The organism is Staphylococcus sp. FSL W8-1207 (assembly GCF_038003745.1).
Lineage (GTDB): Bacteria > Bacillota > Bacilli > Staphylococcales > Staphylococcaceae > Staphylococcus > Staphylococcus equorum.
Genome location: NZ_JBBOPU010000001.1, coordinates 637,286 through 655,235, shown reverse-complemented (window position 1 = coordinate 655,235; position 17,950 = coordinate 637,286). Strand labels below are relative to the sequence as shown.

The window sequence follows — 17,950 nt, the reverse complement described above, 5'->3', positions numbered from 1 at the left end:
TTTTAAATATTTACTGACTATAAATTTTGAATACTATATAGATGTTCGTATGCACCTTTTTTAGCTAATAATGCTGAATGTGAACCACTTTCAACAATTTCACCATTTTCTACAACAACAATTTTATCAGCATGTGTGATTGTAGATAATCTATGTGCAACAATAAGTGTTGTACGATTTGCACTTAATACACTCAAGGCATCTTGAATAATAGACTCACTTTCTAAATCAAGTGCGCTCGTCGCTTCATCTAAAATAATAATTGGCGGATTATTTAGGAAAATACGGGCAATAGAAACACGTTGTTTTTGTCCACCAGAGAGTTTAACCCCTCTTTCGCCTACTTCTGTATCGTAACCTTGAGATAATTCCATGATAAAATCATGCGCATTGGCCATTTTAGCAGCATTAATAACTTCTTCATCTGAAGCATCTGGTTTACCTAATAATATATTTTCTTTAATTGTATCCGAGAATAATATATTATCTTGTTGAACTAAGCCAATTTGTCTTCTCAAGCTACCTGTTAAATATGACTTGATATTGGTACCATCAATTTTTATTTCGCCTTCGGTAACATCATAGAACCTAGGTATTAAATTGATTAAAGTAGATTTTCCTCCACCACTCATACCAACAAATGCCACAGTTTCACCTTGATTAATTTCTAAATTAATATCTTTAAGGATATTTGCTTCATTTTGATCATATTTAAACTTAACATTAGTTAATTCGATGTGTCCCTGTTTTATTTCTATTGGCAGTGCACCTTTTTTATTTTTAATGTCGTAATCTTCATCTAAAAGTTGGAATACACGGTCCATTGACGCAAAACTTTGTGTCAATGTTGTAAATGAAGAAACTAATCTACGAAGAGGACCAAATAGTTGTTCAAGATAGCCCACGAAAGCAGCTAAAGTACCTACTGTTATTGATCCATTGATTGCTAAGAACCCTCCTGTACCAATAACGATTAAAGGTCCAATGTCTGTAACCGTATTAATTGCTGAGAATGAATAAGCATTCCAACGCGTATGATTAAACGCTCTTTGTAAGAAATTTTGGTTATGTTTATCAAAGTTTCCTGCTTCATTATCTTCAATCGCAAAACTTTTTATAACTGACATCCCTTGTACACGTTCATGTAAGAATCCTTGTACTTCTGCCAATGCTTGTGATCTCTTTCTTGTTAAACTTCTCAAACGACCAAAGAAGAAATACACAGTTAAAATATATACAGGGAATATAATAAGTGCGGCTAAAGTTAACTGGACATCTAAGAAGAACATAATAGTTAATGCAATAATAATAGTTATGCAGTCAAGCCATATATTCATTAAACCAGTTAATATAAAGTCTTTAGTTTGCTCAACATCATTAATAACCCTTGAAATAACTTGACCTGCTTGGTTATTCGCATAAAATCTTGAACTCAAAGCTTGCAAATGATGATAAAGCTTTTTACGTATATCATATAAAATTTTGTTACTTGTCCACTGTGCTAGATATTGTCTTAAAAACTCAATTGGTGGTCTTACTATCACAAAGATAAACGCTGCTATACCCATTGCAACTAATAATTTTGTGATTTTTTCTTCTACTGTTATCGCACCATTATTGATAATATCGTCAATGACATATTTAATTAATAATGGAATCAGCATCGGAATACCAAATTTTAGAATACCTACAAGTATAGTGGCAATGATTCGCCATTTATATGGTCGAACAAATTGTAAATATCTGCGAATCATAAAACGATTCCTCCCCACACTATATTTGCAAATGAAACAGCCTATGTTGATGGTCCAACTAGGCTGCTAATTTATGCACTATCTAAAGTTGTTTGACAATTTCATTTGCGAATACGAATATTTTATAGCAAACTTAATTTTTTCTTGTTTGTATTGTTCACATTCATATCACTATAAATGATAATTAAATTAAAAACATTAAATCTGCTTAATAATTTCTAACTTTTTTGTATCGTTCTCGCCAAACTTTAATAAAGTCTGGAGCAAACGGACCTTTCTTCTGTTCAATCCATTGCTGTAAAATATCTACATTTCTTCTTAAAATCACGTCGATATCAGATGAATAATTCATTTGTTTCATATGCTGCTCGTATTCATCTTCATCTAGTAAATGATATTTACCGTTTGGATATACTTTAATATCTAAATCGTAATCGATATATTTTAAAGCTTCTTCATCACAAACAAATGGTGAAGATAAATTACAATAATAATAAACGCCATCTTCTCTAAACATACATATCACGTTAAACCAATATTCAGAATGAAAATATACAATTGCAGGCTCTCTCGTAATCCATGTACGACTATCACTTTCTGTGACGAGCGTATGATCATTCCCACCGATAACAACATCTTCCGTACCTTTTAATATAGTAGTTTCAGACCAAACACGATGAATATTACCATCATGTTTATAACTTTGAATCTTAATTGTCTGACCTTCTTTAGGTATGGATTCTTTTACCATGCTCCACACCACCTTTTCTTAATTTCACATATAGAATTATAACATACCTCAAGATACAACACCGAATCTAACAATGTTTAGTTATGAAATTATATATTTTTGTCATACTTACAGGAAAATTAAAGTCTTCTTTTTCTGTTAACTGCATCCACACCATATTCTCTGGTAAAATAATGTCATCTTTATGCACATTTTCTTGAGATATAAACACTTCAATATCCCATGTGATATGTGTAAATTGATGTTTTAATTTAAATGCAGGTGTTTGATCAAATATCACTTGTGTCCCTAATACTGTGTTGATATGCTTATCTTCCTCTGCTTCGTACATTGGAAATTCCCACATATTATTCAATAATTTTTGTGTACGTTTTTCAATTAAATAAGCATTATCTTCATTTTGAAGAAGATAAACATGCTGTTTTATATGTTTCTTCTTAACTTTTGTTGTTTTTACAGGCAATGATTGAACAGTCCCTTGTTCAAATGCTTCACAATGATCTTGAACCGGACAGAATAAACATAATGGAGCTTTCGGTGTACATACCAATGCACCTAATTCCATCATTGCTTGGTTAAATGTACCGGCATCTTGCTCAACGTATGGTTGTAATTCATTCTCAAATGCTTTACGTGTTGATTGCAATTTCGTATCTCTCTCATCATTGTTTAGTCGTGACCATACTCTAAAGACGTTTCCATCCACAGTTGCTAAAGGTTTGTCGAAAGCAATACTCATAACTGCTGCTTGTGTATAAGGGCCTACACCTTTTAACTTTCCAAATGTCACCGGTTCGTCTGGTACGACACCGTTGTAACTTTCATGTACTTCTTTTATTGCCGTGTGAAAATTACGTGCTCTACTATAATAGCCTAAGCCTTCCCAATATTTGAGCACTTCATCTTCATGTGCTTGACTTAACTCAGTAATAGTTGGGAAGCGATGAATGAATCTATGATAGTAATCTATAACCGTTTTAACTTGGGTTTGTTGTAACATTACTTCACTCAACCATATATAATATGGATTAGAGGTTTCTCTCCAGGGCATTTCACGTTGATGTTCGTCAAACCATGTAACGAGATTATTCTTGAATTTTGACTCATTAAACATTTTACACATCTCTTTCTATTAGTAATTCTTAAAAATTTCAAAATAAATTTTAGTATGTTATTTTTATTATTTATGATATTAGATTATAATGAATATATATTATTGACATGAAACGAGTTGAATACTTATGGATACAGGCACACATATTGTCATGGGTATCGGTTTAACAGCTTTAGCTACTCAAGACCCGGCAATGGCAGGATCATTTGTAGCCACAGCTACCACATTAGTAGTTGGCTCTTTAATACCTGATGGCGACACTGTTTTTAAATTAAAAGATAACGCTACCTATATATCAAATCATAGAGGTATTACACATTCAATACCCTTTACGATATTATGGCCTTTATTAATTACTTTATTAATTTTTACATTTTTCAAAAACGTTGATATAACACATGTTTGGCTATGGGCTCAGCTTGCAGTATTTCTACATGTGTTTGTAGATATTTTCAATTCTTATGGTACACAAGCGCTAAGGCCTATTACTAACAAATGGATACAACTCAGTGTAATTAATACGTTTGATCCAATTATATTTATCTTGTGGTGTATCGGAATACTGCTTTGGTTAGTTGGGATTCATCCATATCTTGTGTTTTTCCCAATTATCGCTATTCTTGTAGTATATTATATCATTCGCTTTAGAATGCAAGCTGTGATTAAACAACAAGCTCTAAAACAAATTCAACAAGAACATAATCCAGTAAAAGTATTTGTAGCTCCGACAATTCGCTTCATGCAATGGCGTGTTGCAATACAAACTGAAGAACATGATTATGTGGGACGTAGTTTTGGTAGAAACATTGTATTTAGTGACAAATCAAAACGTCACCCATTTCCAAGTGATGATTTAATGCAATATGTTGAAGGTGATAAAAATATTAAAACATTCCTTAACTTCTCAACTATTTATCGTTGGGAAGCTAGAAAATTAGATGATGAAACAACCGAAATCAGATTAATTGATTTACGTTATTTAAAAAATGGACATTATTCTTTTGTAGCTATTGCCCATTTAGACGATGAAATGACTATCGATCATTCTTATATCGGCTGGGTCTTTAGCGAAGATAAATTACAGAAAAAATTATTTGCAAAGTAACACGTTAAAGAATTTAATACCTCTAAATACAATAAGAACTGGAAAGATTCGTTGATTGATAACGAATCTTTCCAGTTCTTTTCTTATTTTAGTTTAATTAATAATCCATAATCTTTAATCTTTTTCGTTTAAGTCATCCGCTTCAATCATATTTTCATCTGTATCTGAATGCGAAACAATGGTTTCATCAGGAATTGCGTACAAATATTTTCTGTGTGCCATTATTCGATATTTAGCAAAAATAACTACACAAAGTATTGCTAAAAATAATATATAATATAAATGATAAGGTATATTATTCAAGCTTAACGCACCAAGTACGACCGACTGTGAAACACCTTCAATAAGGTAATATAGTGGATTCAACATTAATATGTGCGAGATCAGTGTCGTATTACTTGTTGGTATAAAGAGTATTGGAACAATAAAAAACATCACTAATGAAATCACATAAAACATGACATTGATTTTGCGACGAACAATAGCTGAAAGACCTAATATTGTCGATACAAGTATCATGAATAGCATCGACATTACAACGTAATAAAACGTAGAGGGTATAGAACTTTCAATATTAACAGGTGTTGCATATATCATAATAATTAAAGTTATAAACATTGTTATACTCGTAATGATTGCTATAACAACATTTTGAAATATTGGATTCAAGTTAAATAGCTTACCAGTAAAGTAATCAATTTTGTAAGTGTTATAGCTTCGATATACAGCAATCCAAATATAAGCAAAAGTTGTTAACCCAGCCAATCTAAAATAGGCACGAGCTTGAATTAGTTCTTCAGTGCCTTTTATTTTAAATATTAACATTAATAAAAATAGCAATGCCAAGCTTGATAAAAATGGTATGACAAGCCATACCCACTGTGATTTTAATCGGTGATATGCTTGTGTGCTAAGATATGGCACGTTTTTAAAAAAACTAATTATACTATCAATCATTCTTTACACCTACAATTCAATATATATCCATTTATTATTTTTTAAATCAGCCATAAAATAGCCTTCTCCAGATTTAGTAATCCAGAAATTATTTTCAATATCGAACTTTTCTTTTAATTCTTCCTTCTTCTTAATAGGGAATGTAAAGCCTTTAAGTTTATTTTCGTCATTAAAAATCATAGAAATAGGTTGTTGTACTATAGGTACTACAAAGCGATTGTCCTTATTATTTTCTGGAACAAGCCCTTCTGTTACTGTACTATGTTTTTTATGCAAATGACTGTTGAAAAATTCATAAAAATTAATATAGTTATTATGCATGTATGGTGCTAATGATTTAGAACTATGTTCTTCATATAAAGCTGCTGGTTCAAAGAATCGCACTTTATTTTTAGCAACCTTATAATGTTTATTGTCTACATCAATTCTATAATTCTCATTATTTTCAGCAGTAATTGTTACAAAACCATACTGATTTATTTTTTGTTTATTTCCATTTTCCATATCTTCCACAGTAATAGATTCATCTAATACGATAGCGTAACCTAGCATTTCTTCATATGGATCTTTATTTTGGTTTTGTATTGAGGCTTGATCAATATTTTGTCCAATCTGTAACTTCCCAACATTATTAAACATTAAAACTGCCATAAATAATAAGCCAACTACAAATACTGAAAGCCACGTCCAAAATCTAACGAATGCAACAGGTGGTTTCACATGATTATATCTTTCTATACGTTTGAAATTGTATGTTAATTCCGGCGTTCTTGTTCTACTTTTTTTCCAATCAACATCAAAGTTCGCCTTCTCTTGTTCATCTTCCAATGACAATCTATCTTTCTCATGGTCTTTAAATACTGGTAATATTTGATTTAAAGAGCCTTCCATTCTAAGTTGACCATGAGAGACCCAGGCAATGTAATTACTCGTCTGAGCTATACGTTGAACATCATCATCGATCATCACAATTGTTGAATTTTGATTTATGTATTCTTCTGTAAGTCCAATTGCTTTTTCGATAAAAGATTCATCTAAAAATTGTAATATATGATTAAAAATAATAATACTTGCTTTTGAAGTTCTTGCTAATGCAAATAATAATTGTGCATATTGTGAATCAGTTAATCGGTTAACTTTAACATCCGCTTTATCTTCAAGGTGTGCATACCTTATAATTTGCTCTACTTTATGATCCGAAGTTTTATATTGAAACAATATGACTGCATTAGCCACAAACTCATTTACAGAAGTATGTTGCAATAATTTATCTTCAATATCAGCAAAAAACAAGTCTCTTTTTATAACGACTTTTCCCTTATCGGGTTGTATTTCACCACTTAATAAACGCCCTATTAATGATTTAGAAGAACCCGGTTCACCTATTATCCCTAAAGCTTCACCTTGATAGATATGGAGGTTAAAATTATTCAATTCTATATCTTCTTCATCATAACCAAATGGTAAATACCATTTGGAGGATTTTTTATTTCTATAATAATGAGTTACATTTAGTAACTTTAATATAATTGAACTACCCATCCTATCTTCATCCTTCTACAATTTTAATAATGCGAGTGGTAAACCTTCTTCAGGTTCTGAACTTTTAATTCTAAAGCCCCACGCAAAAACGCCTTTTAACCGTTCAACTTTGAAATAGCTTTCTGTGCCATCATTTAATTTGTATATTTTACCTAATTCTACTTTGTTTCTATCTACTAGATAGCTTTCTGCAATAATTACTTTACTTGCATATACGTCATATTCATTAAAAATGCCATTCATTTCTGCTTTACGCATTTTCTCTTTATAACCTTGTATCTCATGACGTAATTCAATTTCACTCATTTCACTCAATTTCTTCTGTTCCATCTACTATTCCACTCTCTTCTAATTTAGCTTTAATTTTATCATATTTATAGCCTTTTCTCATAAGTGCTTCTATTGTTTTATTAATTAATTTTCTACCTGAAAATTTTCTTGAATATTTATTATATGCTTTTTCTAATTCGTTTTGTAATAACTCATCTAATTGTTCTTCAGGTTGTGAAAAATCCATTTCATCCATTACTTCTTTAATTTTCTCAAAAGAATAACCTTTTTGCATTAATGATTGTGTTAATTTCTCTTTTCTTTTTACTAATGGCCCTTTTTTCTGTTTCAAAATTTTATTTGCAACTTTTAATATATCTTCCATAGATTGCTCCTGTTCATAAATCTGGCTATATTCATCAATAATTAATTGTTCAATACCAGCTTCTCGTAATTTTTGTTTATATATTCCAGGACCTTTATCTGTCGTTAAGATCATGGTGTTTTTTAAACTATTCGCATAATCATTATGATCTATGAGCTTTTGCTCATGACAGTAATCTATGACTTTAGCAATAACTGACTCTGAAATTTCTTTCTTTGTAAGATGTTTTATTACTTCATGGTCAGTTCTTTTTCTATATGAAATATATTGAATAGCTGCGTTAACTGCTTGCCTGTATTGTTCATAGCTTTGGATTTCTTCCATATCTTTAGCTTCAACAATTTGACCTTTGTTTAAATTAAAATAGACAAAGGTATCAATATCGATTCCCATTTCAAATTCATCATCTAAATATAGATTAAAACGTTCTTTATTCTTTTTTTGCACTTCTATCTTTGTTATTTTAGGCATATTATTCACTCCACTTATAAGAATAACTTATATTGATTATGAATGGAATTATAGTGTATAGCATATTTGAAATTGCTATTAATCCCTGTATGTATATTTAAATTATAACATCAAAAAAGGAGTAGGATAGAAATCAAAATTTGATTTCGTATTCCCACTCCCACAAAACTGATTAGAAAAAGCTAAAACACTTACATAAGAACTACTTGTCTTCATAAACGAAGTAGTAGTTCTTTAATAGCTTGATATAAGCGCATTTTCAATTCTGTCAACTACTGACAATTTAATAATTGAGGCTGAAACATGTATAAATCATGCACCTACTGAATTTAGACTGTAGTATTCTATTCTCTTAGTTTATTACACGCCGAGTTCTTGGATTGCATTTTCATACTGCTCATCAGTAATATAATCCTGTTGTTTCATTTTCTCTAAATCTATTTTTACACGATTGATAAAATTATCCGACATGTTATTCACATTGTATACACTTGGTGCATTAATCTTACTAGCTAAAATTGCACTTTGTAATACAGATATTTGAGGTAAATTAGGATTATTTTTATCTGTTGTTACCCCAAAAAAGTGATTTGCTGCTGACTCAACAGTGTATTGATCACTTCCAAAATAAATGTTGTTTACATAAAAACTTAAAATTTCATTTTTATCATACGTTTTTTCTGCGCGATGTGCTACAAATAATTCTTTGATTTTTCTTGTTAGTGATTGTTCATTATCATAATAATAGTTTTTCACTACTTGTTGCGTAATGGTACTTCCACCTTGCACGCTATTCTCACTTATTGTTGAAAATAGTGCGCGTGACGTACCTTTGAAATCAAATCCATTATGTTTATAATATCTTTCGTCTTCCATTGCTATAAATGCACCCTTAGTATAGTCTGGCATATTTGAAACTGAGACGAATGTTTCTTTATCTTCAATACTTCTCAATTCATCAACATCTGCTCGTAAAGAAAATGCATACATTGTAGCTATAAAGGCAGCGATTAAAATGATGATAGGTATTAATATCTTTATCAACAAACCTTTTCCTTTTTTCTTTTTTGGTGGTTTATTTACTGGTTGGAAATAGGTATTATGCTGCGGTATATTTGAATTTTTTTGACTGGTTTGTTTTTTAGTTTGCTTATAACGATCGCTTCTTTTCATGCGCTAGCTCCTTTATGTTGCTCTCATATCATTATAAGTGAGTTTATCAATAGTTTAAATGTTTATCTACACCAAATTGAAAATATCAGTCCAAGGGTGTATGTCACGCTACGCATAGAGTTTCATTGTAAGCATATTTCATATATGTTTGGGTTTATTAAGCATTATACAACCATAAGATATGAGGATGGGATATCTATTTATGTCCCATCCTCACCATATATACTATCGCGATAATTATCATTGTAAAATATAAAAACTGGAAAAACCCATAGCGTCAGAATATATCTAAAAGATTGAACTTTAAATTCAACCTATAAAATATAATCATTACCATACGTTTTTCCAGTTATATATTATGGACAATCACGTCCAAAGTTTACGTTAATTAATAAATTTCAATTAATCTGTTAATTGATTTGCAATTTCTCTATTAAAATCATCTAAGTCATCAGGTGTACGACTCGTAACTATATTTTTATCTACAACTACAGATTCGTCTACAACTTGTGCGCCTGCGTTAGATAAATCTTTACGGACATTTAACACTGCTGTTAAAGTACGTCCATTCAAATCATCAGTATCTATTAAAATTTGAGGTCCGTGGCAAATTGCAAATGTTGGAACATCATTTTTTGTGAAATACTTAGCAAATGTACCATATCTACCTTCTGAGTCACCACGTAGATGATCTGGAGAAAATCCACCTGGAATTAATAATCCATCGTAATCTTCTGGCTTAGCATCTGCAATACTAACTTCTACTGTAGCTTTTGCACCATGTTTACCAACAACTTCACTATTCGCTGTATCGCCAATAATTACTGTTTCATGCCCCGCTTCTTCAATTGCTTCTTGAGGGCTTGTTAATTCAACATCTTCAAATTCATTTGTTACTATGATTGCTACTTTTTTAGCCATGTATAATCACCTTTCCTATTTGCGTTCTACATTATGTATAGACGAAATTAAGAAAAGTTAAACATACAGTAGCTCAATCTCACTTATGGACAGACTGAACTTATTCAGATGTGTTTGATACAGTTTTTACTTTTTCTTCTAACTGATCTAATAAACCAATCCACTCATCAATGTCTTCCACTTTTACTTCGTTTGGATTAACTTGGTCTATATCGTCAATAAACTTTTCTAATCTTTCTTTTATTTGATCAATTGTTTGATTTTCATTCATTATCTAATGAGACTCCTTTTTATAAGATATTATTATCCTAACATGGAATTAACAACTTTTGATAGTAGCAGAATAATATTATAACGAAATACTAAGTGTAGTGTTTCAGAGTGTCAACGCGTCTCTGACTTTGTTGACACTCTTTTTGTGCTCGTTGTGCTCAGGCACAATCTTATCTTGTAGTTTTTAGCTAGTGCTTTATTAACTACTCAGTAATCGGCATAAATCACTGCCATTTTAAAAAAATATATAAAGTGATAAAGGTGCATATCGGCTTGTATTAATCCGATATGCACCCTCGATTTGTATTATCCTAATTGTTGCACGCTTGATAAGAACTCAATCGTGCTTTTACTTTCTTCTCTACGTTCTTTCCTTCTCTTGACTCGAGCAGGTGCCGTATCATAAAACCACTTTTCTGTCTGTGATTCTGGATATACTTGAGGTACTTCTATTGGCTTACCATCTTCACCGAGTGCTACAAATGTTAAAAAACTTAATGCTGCTAAATGTCTTTCATTTTTAAGCACATCTTCTATAATAATTTGAACACAGACTTCCATCGAAGATTTTCCCGCATATGAGACCATAGCTTCATAAGAAACTACAGCACCTGTTTTAATTGGTTTTAAAAAGTCTACCGAATCAGTTGAAGCTGTGACCACCTGTGAATTACTATGTTTCGTTGCTGTTATAGCAGAAATTTCGTCAATGTTCGCCATCAACATACCGCCAAACATTGTCTTTAAATGATTCGTTTCCTGTGGGAATACTTGTCTCTCTTTAATACTTCGTGCTTCAGACATCGATTTACGTTTTGGTCTTTCCATAATTTAATCAATCCCTTTTCTTTTATCAGACAAAAAGTGAGTGCTCTGAATATAGTAGACTATTTCAGAACACTGACAACTCATCCCTCTCTCTCTATTTTGACCAGTTACCATTTTCGAAGACGAGTTCTTTTTCATCCTCTTGTGTCACGCCATAAATCGTTAAATCTTTACTACCAATCATAAAGTCCACATGAATAAGTGAATCATTTAATCCTTGTGCTAACTTTTCCTCTGTAGTCATTTCTGTACCACCCTCTATATTAAAACCATAAGCTGAGCCTAATGCAATGTGACAAGATGCATTTTCATCGAACAATGTATTATAAAAAATGGTATTGCGGTTAGAAATCGGTGAATCATCAGGTACTAGTGCAACTTCACCTAATCGCTTAGCACCTTCGTCTGTATTTAATAAATCACGTAAAACCTCTTCGCCTTGCTTAGCTTTATAATCAATTACTTCTCCATCTTTAAAAGTTAATGTAAAACCATCTATAATATTACCATTATGACTTAATGGCAATTTATTCGTCACATAGCCATTTACTTTTAATCTATGAGGTGCAGTGAACACTTCTTCAGTTGGAATATTAGCTACAAAGGCTTGACCACCACTCGCATAACTTGTTGCATCTTCCCATATATGACCTTCTGGTAAACCAATTTCTAAATCTGTACCTTCAGAAATATAGTGAAGTGCTTTATAATTTTTACTTTGTAATTTATCTGCATGTTTACTTAGATTAGCAACATGGTCTTTCCAATTAGCCACTGGATCATTTCCATCTACGCGAACGATATCTAATACTTCATCAATGAACGTGTTGTAAGCTGCTTCTTCTGATAGTTCTGGATAAACACGACTTGCCCAAGCTTTTGATGGATAGGCTGCCACACACCATGGAAATTGGTTTTTCTGACTTGCTTCCATATATCCTTTATATGCAGTAGCATACTGTTTTTGGAAAGTTGATAATTTATCACGGTCAATGCCATTTAATAAATCAGGATCTTGTGTTATGAGTGCTAAATTTGCAGCGCCTCTATCTACATAATCCATGCGCTTAGCCACTTCATAATCTTTCACTTCATTACTTTCAAAATGTTCTACTGGTTCATATTCGAATTTTAGGCGAGAAAGTCGATCATCACTATAGTCAACTTTAACATCAGATGCACCTCGTTTATATGCAGCTTCTACTATGTAATGTGTTAATTCAATAGCATCAACACTTGAGCGAATAAATACTGGTTGACCTTCTTGTACATTCATTCCTACACCAACTAAAAGTTCGGCGTATTGTTTTAATTTTTCTTGTAATTGAGTCATATTTATACACTCCTTTTATTTGCGTATTTGACCAAGTGCGTCTGCAATTGCAGCTGCTTCACTTGGTGTAAATGACGCTTTTGATGTTACATATTCATGAATTTCAGCTATTTCTTGCTTATCTGCTTCTTCATATTTATCTGGATCAATCAAGCTTTGATTCACAAGATTTAAACGTTCTCTTATTTCTACTATCATTTGTTCATTAGTATTTGTCACTTCGTTCACCCCTTTTATCAACTTATTTTATCAAATTTACGTTTCTTGTAAAACTTTTATCACAATAATGCTTTAGAAATGATTAAAAAAGCTTTAAAATGGGAATTAGCAATATATAATTTGGAGGTAGTCACATGATTTCAGTAGCATTCGTTTGTTTAGGCAATATTTGTCGCTCACCAATGGCAGAAGCTATTATGCGACAAAGATTACTAGATCGAAAGATAACAGGTTTAAACGTAACCTCTAGAGGTACAGGTGAATGGAACTTAGGTCAGCCACCTCATGAGGGTACGCAAGATATTCTCACTAAAAATGATATACCCTTTGATAACATGATCAGTGAACTATTTAAAGCTGATGATGACTTTGATTATATCATTGCAATGGATCAAAGTAATGTAGAGAATATTAAACAGATCAATTCAAACATTAATGGACAATTGTATAAACTATTAGACTTTAGTGATATGAATGAGACTGACGTACCTGATCCTTATTATACAAATAATTTCGAAGGTGTTTATAAAATGGTACAATCATCTTGTGATAACTTAATTGATTTTATAGTTAAAGATGCAAATCTAAGAGAGGGGTAAAACATCATGCAAAATAAATTAATTCCAGGAATTCTATTAGGTGCCGTAATTGGAGGCGCAGCAACATTGGCTGACAAATCAACTCGCCAATCATTAAAACAATCAATTAAAGATAGAAAAGAAGGCAATCGTTCTCAAAAACCTTCAGCGATCAACAACGTAAAAGACGAGATAGTATATTGGAAAGATGTGGTAGAAGAAATTCGCCGTAATAATCCAGAATTAGAACGTTCTTTAAAAGATGCGAAAAATACATTCGTTGAGCGTAAAAACAATCGCTTAAACAATTAATTTGTTTATAGTATAGTATTTTTGATTCCACATGTTTAAATAATTAAATTAAGGCAATACCTAATATTACATGTTTAGGTATTGTCTTTTGTATATAACTTGTAATGTGCGATATTTTAAAAATCTAAAAACAATTTTTAAAAAAGAATATAAACAGTTATTTACCTTCTTTAACTTTTAAAGTATATTAAACAATATACTGAAAATATCAATACATAAGGAGATTTGATATGTCTAAAAAAGAGAAAACAACTTCAAAGTTTCTAAACTCAACTAAAAAGGATGAAGATAAGAAGTCTAAGAAATCAAAAGATGAACAAATCGGGCGTGATCGTACGTATATCACGCCTAATGAATTCAAATCAAAATCACCTAAGAAAGACAATCAAGAATTCTTTGTATCACGTATCAATAAACCAGCAAAATATACAAAAAACCCTAATTTTTTCTCTTATCTTATTTATAGAATAGGTAAAGATGATGCATCCGGTTTATCTGCACAATTATCCTATTACTTCATGTTGTCACTGTTCCCTATGCTCCTATTCTTATTATCAATAGTACCTGTAATAGGTGTTGAACAATCAACGATTAGAGATATGATTAAAGAGCACGTCCCACCAGATTATGCAGGACAAGTATCATCAATCATTGGTGATATTATGAGTAATGCTAGTGGCAGTATATTATCTGTAGGTTTGATTTTAGCACTTTGGTCTGCTTCAAACGGTATGACAGCAATTATGAACTCTTTCAACGTCGCATATGACGTTGAAGATAGTAGAAACTTTATTGTTTCTAAATTATTTAGTGTGTTATTTACACTTGCTATGATTATCGTCTTACCTATCGCGCTGATATTACCTACCTTTGGAGAACAAATCGGTTCGCTTTTATTTGGCCCACTTGGTTTAGGTGATCAAATTAAATGGATTTTTAATTTAGTACGTGTGGTATTACCATTAATCATTATTTTCATAGCGTTTATGGTTTTATATACGTTATCGCCAAATGTTAAAATTAAAATGAAATCTGTAATACCAGGTGCAATATTCGCTACGATTGTATTTTTAGGTGGCTCATTCTTATTTGGTATATATATATCAAATTTTGCTAACTATTCTAAAACATACGGTAGTATCGCTGGTATCATTATTTTAATGTTATGGTTATACATTACAGGCTTTATTATTATTATCGGCGCTGAAATCAACGCGATTATCCACCAACGTAAAGTAGTCGCTGGTAAAACACCAGAGGAACATACAATGGCTGAGATAGAAGAGAACGAAACAACTCACGTTGGTAGCGAAGCTGATATCAATGCTGAAAATGAATCCACACATGCTACTGATTCCAATCATAATATTTCAGACTCAAACAACAAAAAATTATAATTTAATATAAACTTTGCTAAATAGCTGATAGGTATCTAAATCATGATGTCTATCAGCTATTTTTGCTTTCTAATTTATATCAGTCCTGTTTAGTATAGAGCCCTTAAAGCACGTAAAAAGACTAAAACCGAAACGTAAATGTCTATCATCTACGTTTCGATTTTAGCCTTTTGGAAATACTTAAAATAGAATTCATTACTGTATTAAATTATGCTGGAATGCATAAATAACTGCTTGTGTTCTATCTTGTACTTCTAATTTACTTAATATATTACTTACATGTGTTTTTACTGTTTTAATCGTTATGTGTGATGCACTCGCAATTTCTTGGTTTGAGTAACCTTTTGCGATAAGTAATAGAATTTCCATTTCTCGTTCCGTTAACATTTCATATAATTCGGCACGTTGTTTCATTCTATTTCTCATCTTCACAAGCACTTCAGCTTCAAATACAGACTCATTTTTATACGTTTTACGAATAGCCTCGGCTATATCACTAGCACTAGTCGTTTTCAAAATATAGCTGTCTACGCCAGAATCTAAAGCACGATATACTTCATTATCTTCAATGTAACTTGTTAACATTACAACTTTAATATGGGGTAAGTCTTTTTTAATTTGCTCGGTAGCATCGACACCATCCATATCGTCCATAAGCAAGTCCATTAAGATTAAATCTGGATTTAGTTGATGAGCCTTTTCAATCGCATCTTTTCCTGACTGACCTTCCCCTACAATATCAATATCTGGCTGTGTAGATAAGTAACTAGAAATTCCAATTCGAACCATTTCATGATCATCAACAAACAAAACTTTAATCGTCATGTGAATCCTCCTTATTTAATGGTGCCTTTACTTCAATTCTTGTACCTGAATCTGGTAAAGAAACAATATGAAACGTTGCACCAATTTCAAGCGCACGTTCTCTCATGTTTTTTAAACCATAACTTTGTTCTACCTTATCATCAACATTGAACCCTTTACCATTGTCTTGAATGCGTAATAATAAGTAATCTGCCATATTAAACAATTCTACTGTTACTTTGGTACCTTTTGAATGTCTCAAAGTATTAGATAAAGCTTCTTGCGTAATTCTGAACAAATGATCTTCAATACCTTTAGGTACTTCAAATTCTTCAATATCATGTACAACTTTCATAGGTACTTTTTTCTTTAAATCAACGACTAAATCTTTAATACCTTCACCTAATGATTTGTCTTTTAATCCAATAGGTCTTAAATGTAATAGTAAAGCTCTCATCTCTAACTGAGAATCTTGTACCATTTTTTCTAATATCGGAATTTGTTGATCTAAAGGTGCTTCTAACTGTGTTTCTTTAATAGCTGAAAGCATCATACTCGCTGCAAATAATTGCTGACTTACTGAATCGTGTAATTCACGTGCAAGCCTTTGTCGTTCATCTTCTATAATCTTTTTAACTTTCACATCATTTATATTATATGATTCATTTGTTAAGTTTTGCGTTTTCATACGTAATTTGTGAACTTCTTGATTTAATGGAACTAACGTTTGATACAATTCAATTGTTTCATTATATAATTCAATGTTTTGATCATTAATACCTACTGTTTGACCTTCAATAGAACGTTCTATTTGGTCTTGTAACCAGTGATTTTGTTGATTTATTTTATATGCTAATACCGATCCTACAATAATACAAAGAAAAATAACTAATAAGTTTAAAAATAGTAAAACTGGTATTCCAAAAATTTGTGTATAAAACATACCTTGAAAATATACTATGTTTACAAATACTTTATCGATAAAAAACAGAGCAAAAAATGTGCTATAAACTAATATCAACATGGATCCTATTGCTCTTATGTAGTGATTCATTTATAAATCACCTCAATATCGCCAATTAGCGTCGAAACATAAATGTTTACAGCATAGTTTTCTTCTTTCGTTTCTTCCACGATTTTAATGTTATTATTTTCTACTTTATAAGAAGTTTCATTAACATAAGCATTCCCATACAAGGCAGTGAAGTTTAAAATAATATTATAATTTAAAGGTACAATAATTTGTACTTTACCTATAATATGTCGTATCACTACAGTATTATTTTCTTTAATATTAGCAGCTTTAGACATATCTATATGAATATCACCTATGCCATGTTGCACTTGTAAGTCTTCCCATTTATATACATATACTGGTGTGCGTTGCTCTCCAAACCATTTTTGTTTAATGAAGTTTGGGGACTCAACTGCTTCATCTGTAGCGACTACTTTAAATGGTTTAAACCTATAAATAATATATCTTATGATTAGCATTATTAAAAAGATAAATAAAATGATAATTGTGTATTTGTTGGATAATAAAGTGAATGCAATCAACAAAGCACCAATCCAAAATGATAAAAGTCCCCGTATTTTATGGAAATACAAATAACCGACATAGGCTAAGATACAGCCAAGTAATAACACGAGTAGGAAACCAATTTTTTCAAAGAATATATAATAAAAATTGGCAATAATCAATAATGTTGTAAAAACAATTAACATCTCAGTCGATATATATTTATGAGTCATGTTTCGCCACC

General features: G+C 31.4%; 20 protein-coding genes. 4 read left to right on the top strand and 16 right to left on the bottom strand.

From position 1 onward, the window contains the following. Window positions 1–17: 17 nt before the first annotated feature. From NSR03_RS03240 to mutY, 3 genes are all read right to left on the bottom strand, one after another. Window positions 18–1,754: an ABC transporter ATP-binding protein gene (locus NSR03_RS03240; RefSeq protein WP_002507223.1), complete on the bottom strand. Its 1,737-nt coding sequence runs from the start codon at window positions 1,752–1,754 to the stop codon at window positions 18–20. A 208-nt stretch (window positions 1,755–1,962) separates the two neighbouring features. Next, complete coding sequence (gene ntdP / locus NSR03_RS03235; protein WP_002507222.1) at window positions 1,963–2,505, bottom strand: nucleoside tri-diphosphate phosphatase; 543 nt, start codon at window positions 2,503–2,505, stop codon at window positions 1,963–1,965. A 67-nt stretch (window positions 2,506–2,572) separates the two neighbouring features. Continuing rightward, window positions 2,573–3,619 carry an A/G-specific adenine glycosylase gene (mutY, locus tag NSR03_RS03230; RefSeq protein ID WP_002507221.1) on the bottom strand — a complete coding sequence of 349 codons (1,047 nt, stop codon included), beginning with the start codon at window positions 3,617–3,619 and terminating at the stop codon, window positions 2,573–2,575. A 127-nt stretch (window positions 3,620–3,746) separates the two neighbouring features. Here mutY and NSR03_RS03225 point away from each other — a divergent pair, with 127 nt between their 5' ends. Beyond that, complete coding sequence (locus NSR03_RS03225) at window positions 3,747–4,724, top strand: metal-dependent hydrolase (protein ID WP_021339813.1); 978 nt, start codon at window positions 3,747–3,749, stop codon at window positions 4,722–4,724. Window positions 4,725–4,838: 114 nt separating this feature from the next. On the opposite strand, the gene NSR03_RS03220 is transcribed toward NSR03_RS03225, so the two are convergent. The 10 genes from NSR03_RS03220 to NSR03_RS03175 all read right to left on the bottom strand — a co-directional run bounded on the left by NSR03_RS03220 (window position 4,839) and on the right by NSR03_RS03175 (window position 13,075). Next, window positions 4,839–5,648 (bottom strand): sugar ABC transporter permease, encoded by an 810-nt coding sequence (locus NSR03_RS03220; protein WP_285322302.1) that lies wholly within the window; start codon window positions 5,646–5,648, stop codon window positions 4,839–4,841. 42 nt (window positions 5,649–5,690) lie between these two features. Then, window positions 5,691–7,223, bottom strand: a complete 1,533-nt coding sequence (locus NSR03_RS03215; protein WP_069821042.1) for an ATP-binding cassette domain-containing protein — start codon at window positions 7,221–7,223, stop codon at window positions 5,691–5,693. A 15-nt stretch (window positions 7,224–7,238) separates the two neighbouring features. Further along, window positions 7,239–7,553, bottom strand: a complete 315-nt coding sequence (locus NSR03_RS03210; protein WP_002507217.1) for a YfhH family protein — start codon at window positions 7,551–7,553, stop codon at window positions 7,239–7,241. Then, window positions 7,531–8,349: a recombination regulator RecX gene (gene recX / locus NSR03_RS03205; RefSeq protein WP_021339814.1), complete on the bottom strand. Its 819-nt coding sequence runs from the start codon at window positions 8,347–8,349 to the stop codon at window positions 7,531–7,533. The genes NSR03_RS03210 and recX overlap by 23 nt, the downstream gene beginning before the upstream one ends. Before the next feature lie 360 nt (window positions 8,350–8,709). After that, window positions 8,710–9,522, bottom strand: coding sequence for a monofunctional peptidoglycan glycosyltransferase SgtB (sgtB, locus tag NSR03_RS03200; protein ID WP_002511388.1), 813 nt, complete (start codon window positions 9,520–9,522; stop codon window positions 8,710–8,712). Window positions 9,523–9,924: 402 nt separating this feature from the next. After that, a complete protein-coding gene (locus NSR03_RS03195) occupies window positions 9,925–10,443 on the bottom strand; it encodes a type 1 glutamine amidotransferase domain-containing protein (RefSeq protein ID WP_002507214.1) in 519 nt (172 codons plus the stop codon). Window positions 10,444–10,543: 100 nt separating this feature from the next. Continuing rightward, window positions 10,544–10,714, bottom strand: a complete 171-nt coding sequence (locus NSR03_RS03190) for an SE1561 family protein (RefSeq protein WP_002507213.1) — start codon at window positions 10,712–10,714, stop codon at window positions 10,544–10,546. Window positions 10,715–11,022: 308 nt separating this feature from the next. After that, window positions 11,023–11,544, bottom strand: coding sequence for an acyl-CoA thioesterase (locus tag NSR03_RS03185; RefSeq protein ID WP_002511389.1), 522 nt, complete (start codon window positions 11,542–11,544; stop codon window positions 11,023–11,025). Between the two features lie 94 nt (window positions 11,545–11,638). Then, window positions 11,639–12,877 carry an aminopeptidase gene (locus NSR03_RS03180; RefSeq protein WP_056935763.1) on the bottom strand — a complete coding sequence of 413 codons (1,239 nt, stop codon included), beginning with the start codon at window positions 12,875–12,877 and terminating at the stop codon, window positions 11,639–11,641. Between the two features lie 15 nt (window positions 12,878–12,892). After that, window positions 12,893–13,075 carry a DUF1128 family protein gene (locus NSR03_RS03175; RefSeq protein ID WP_226956897.1) on the bottom strand — a complete coding sequence of 61 codons (183 nt, stop codon included), beginning with the start codon at window positions 13,073–13,075 and terminating at the stop codon, window positions 12,893–12,895. 155 nt (window positions 13,076–13,230) lie between these two features. On the opposite strand from NSR03_RS03175, the gene NSR03_RS03170 reads away from it, so the two are divergent. The 3 genes from NSR03_RS03170 to NSR03_RS03160 all read left to right on the top strand — a co-directional run bounded on the left by NSR03_RS03170 (window position 13,231) and on the right by NSR03_RS03160 (window position 15,383). Next, entirely contained in the window at window positions 13,231–13,695 is a 465-nt protein-coding gene (locus tag NSR03_RS03170; RefSeq protein ID WP_002507209.1) for a low molecular weight protein-tyrosine-phosphatase, read from the top strand. Between the two features lie 6 nt (window positions 13,696–13,701). Then, a complete protein-coding gene (locus NSR03_RS03165; RefSeq protein WP_002507208.1) occupies window positions 13,702–13,986 on the top strand; it encodes a hypothetical protein in 285 nt (94 codons plus the stop codon). Between the two features lie 230 nt (window positions 13,987–14,216). Beyond that, on the top strand, window positions 14,217–15,383 hold the full coding sequence (locus tag NSR03_RS03160) for a YihY/virulence factor BrkB family protein (RefSeq protein ID WP_069821043.1): 1,167 nt from the start codon (window positions 14,217–14,219) through the stop codon (window positions 15,381–15,383). 195 nt (window positions 15,384–15,578) lie between these two features. On the opposite strand, the gene vraR is transcribed toward NSR03_RS03160, so the two are convergent. From vraR to vraT, 3 genes are read right to left on the bottom strand one after another with little or no spacing between them, the layout of a single operon-like run. After that, window positions 15,579–16,208, bottom strand: a complete 630-nt coding sequence (gene vraR / locus NSR03_RS03155; RefSeq protein ID WP_002507206.1) for a response regulator transcription factor VraR — start codon at window positions 16,206–16,208, stop codon at window positions 15,579–15,581. After that, window positions 16,198–17,241 (bottom strand): sensor histidine kinase VraS, encoded by a 1,044-nt coding sequence (gene vraS / locus NSR03_RS03150; protein WP_002511392.1) that lies wholly within the window; start codon window positions 17,239–17,241, stop codon window positions 16,198–16,200. Before vraS ends, vraR begins: the two co-directional genes overlap by 11 nt. Continuing rightward, on the bottom strand, window positions 17,238–17,939 hold the full coding sequence (vraT, locus tag NSR03_RS03145; RefSeq protein ID WP_002507204.1) for a cell wall-active antibiotics response protein VraT: 702 nt from the start codon (window positions 17,937–17,939) through the stop codon (window positions 17,238–17,240). The genes vraS and vraT overlap by 4 nt, the downstream gene beginning before the upstream one ends. Window positions 17,940–17,950 lie beyond the last annotated feature (11 nt).

Coding starts and splice junctions, on each gene's coding strand:
- NSR03_RS03240 (WP_002507223.1), bottom strand. CDS start 1,754: ATGATTCGCAGATATTTACAATTTGTTCGACCATATAAATGGCGAATC.
- ntdP (WP_002507222.1), bottom strand. CDS start 2,505: ATGGTAAAAGAATCCATACCTAAAGAAGGTCAGACAATTAAGATTCAA.
- mutY (WP_002507221.1), bottom strand. CDS start 3,619: ATGTTTAATGAGTCAAAATTCAAGAATAATCTCGTTACATGGTTTGAC.
- NSR03_RS03225 (WP_021339813.1), top strand. CDS start 3,747: ATGGATACAGGCACACATATTGTCATGGGTATCGGTTTAACAGCTTTA.
- NSR03_RS03215 (WP_069821042.1), bottom strand. CDS start 7,223: ATGGGTAGTTCAATTATATTAAAGTTACTAAATGTAACTCATTATTAT.
- NSR03_RS03210 (WP_002507217.1), bottom strand. CDS start 7,553: ATGGAACAGAAGAAATTGAGTGAAATGAGTGAAATTGAATTACGTCAT.
- recX (WP_021339814.1), bottom strand. CDS start 8,349: ATGCCTAAAATAACAAAGATAGAAGTGCAAAAAAAGAATAAAGAACGT.
- sgtB (WP_002511388.1), bottom strand. CDS start 9,522: ATGAAAAGAAGCGATCGTTATAAGCAAACTAAAAAACAAACCAGTCAA.
- NSR03_RS03195 (WP_002507214.1), bottom strand. CDS start 10,443: ATGGCTAAAAAAGTAGCAATCATAGTAACAAATGAATTTGAAGATGTT.
- NSR03_RS03190 (WP_002507213.1), bottom strand. CDS start 10,714: ATGAATGAAAATCAAACAATTGATCAAATAAAAGAAAGATTAGAAAAG.
- NSR03_RS03185 (WP_002511389.1), bottom strand. CDS start 11,544: ATGGAAAGACCAAAACGTAAATCGATGTCTGAAGCACGAAGTATTAAA.
- NSR03_RS03180 (WP_056935763.1), bottom strand. CDS start 12,877: ATGACTCAATTACAAGAAAAATTAAAACAATACGCCGAACTTTTAGTT.
- NSR03_RS03175 (WP_226956897.1), bottom strand. CDS start 13,075: ATGATAGTAGAAATAAGAGAACGTTTAAATCTTGTGAATCAAAGCTTG.
- NSR03_RS03170 (WP_002507209.1), top strand. CDS start 13,231: ATGATTTCAGTAGCATTCGTTTGTTTAGGCAATATTTGTCGCTCACCA.
- NSR03_RS03165 (WP_002507208.1), top strand. CDS start 13,702: ATGCAAAATAAATTAATTCCAGGAATTCTATTAGGTGCCGTAATTGGA.
- NSR03_RS03160 (WP_069821043.1), top strand. CDS start 14,217: ATGTCTAAAAAAGAGAAAACAACTTCAAAGTTTCTAAACTCAACTAAA.
- vraR (WP_002507206.1), bottom strand. CDS start 16,208: ATGACGATTAAAGTTTTGTTTGTTGATGATCATGAAATGGTTCGAATT.
- vraS (WP_002511392.1), bottom strand. CDS start 17,241: ATGAATCACTACATAAGAGCAATAGGATCCATGTTGATATTAGTTTAT.
- vraT (WP_002507204.1), bottom strand. CDS start 17,939: ATGACTCATAAATATATATCGACTGAGATGTTAATTGTTTTTACAACA.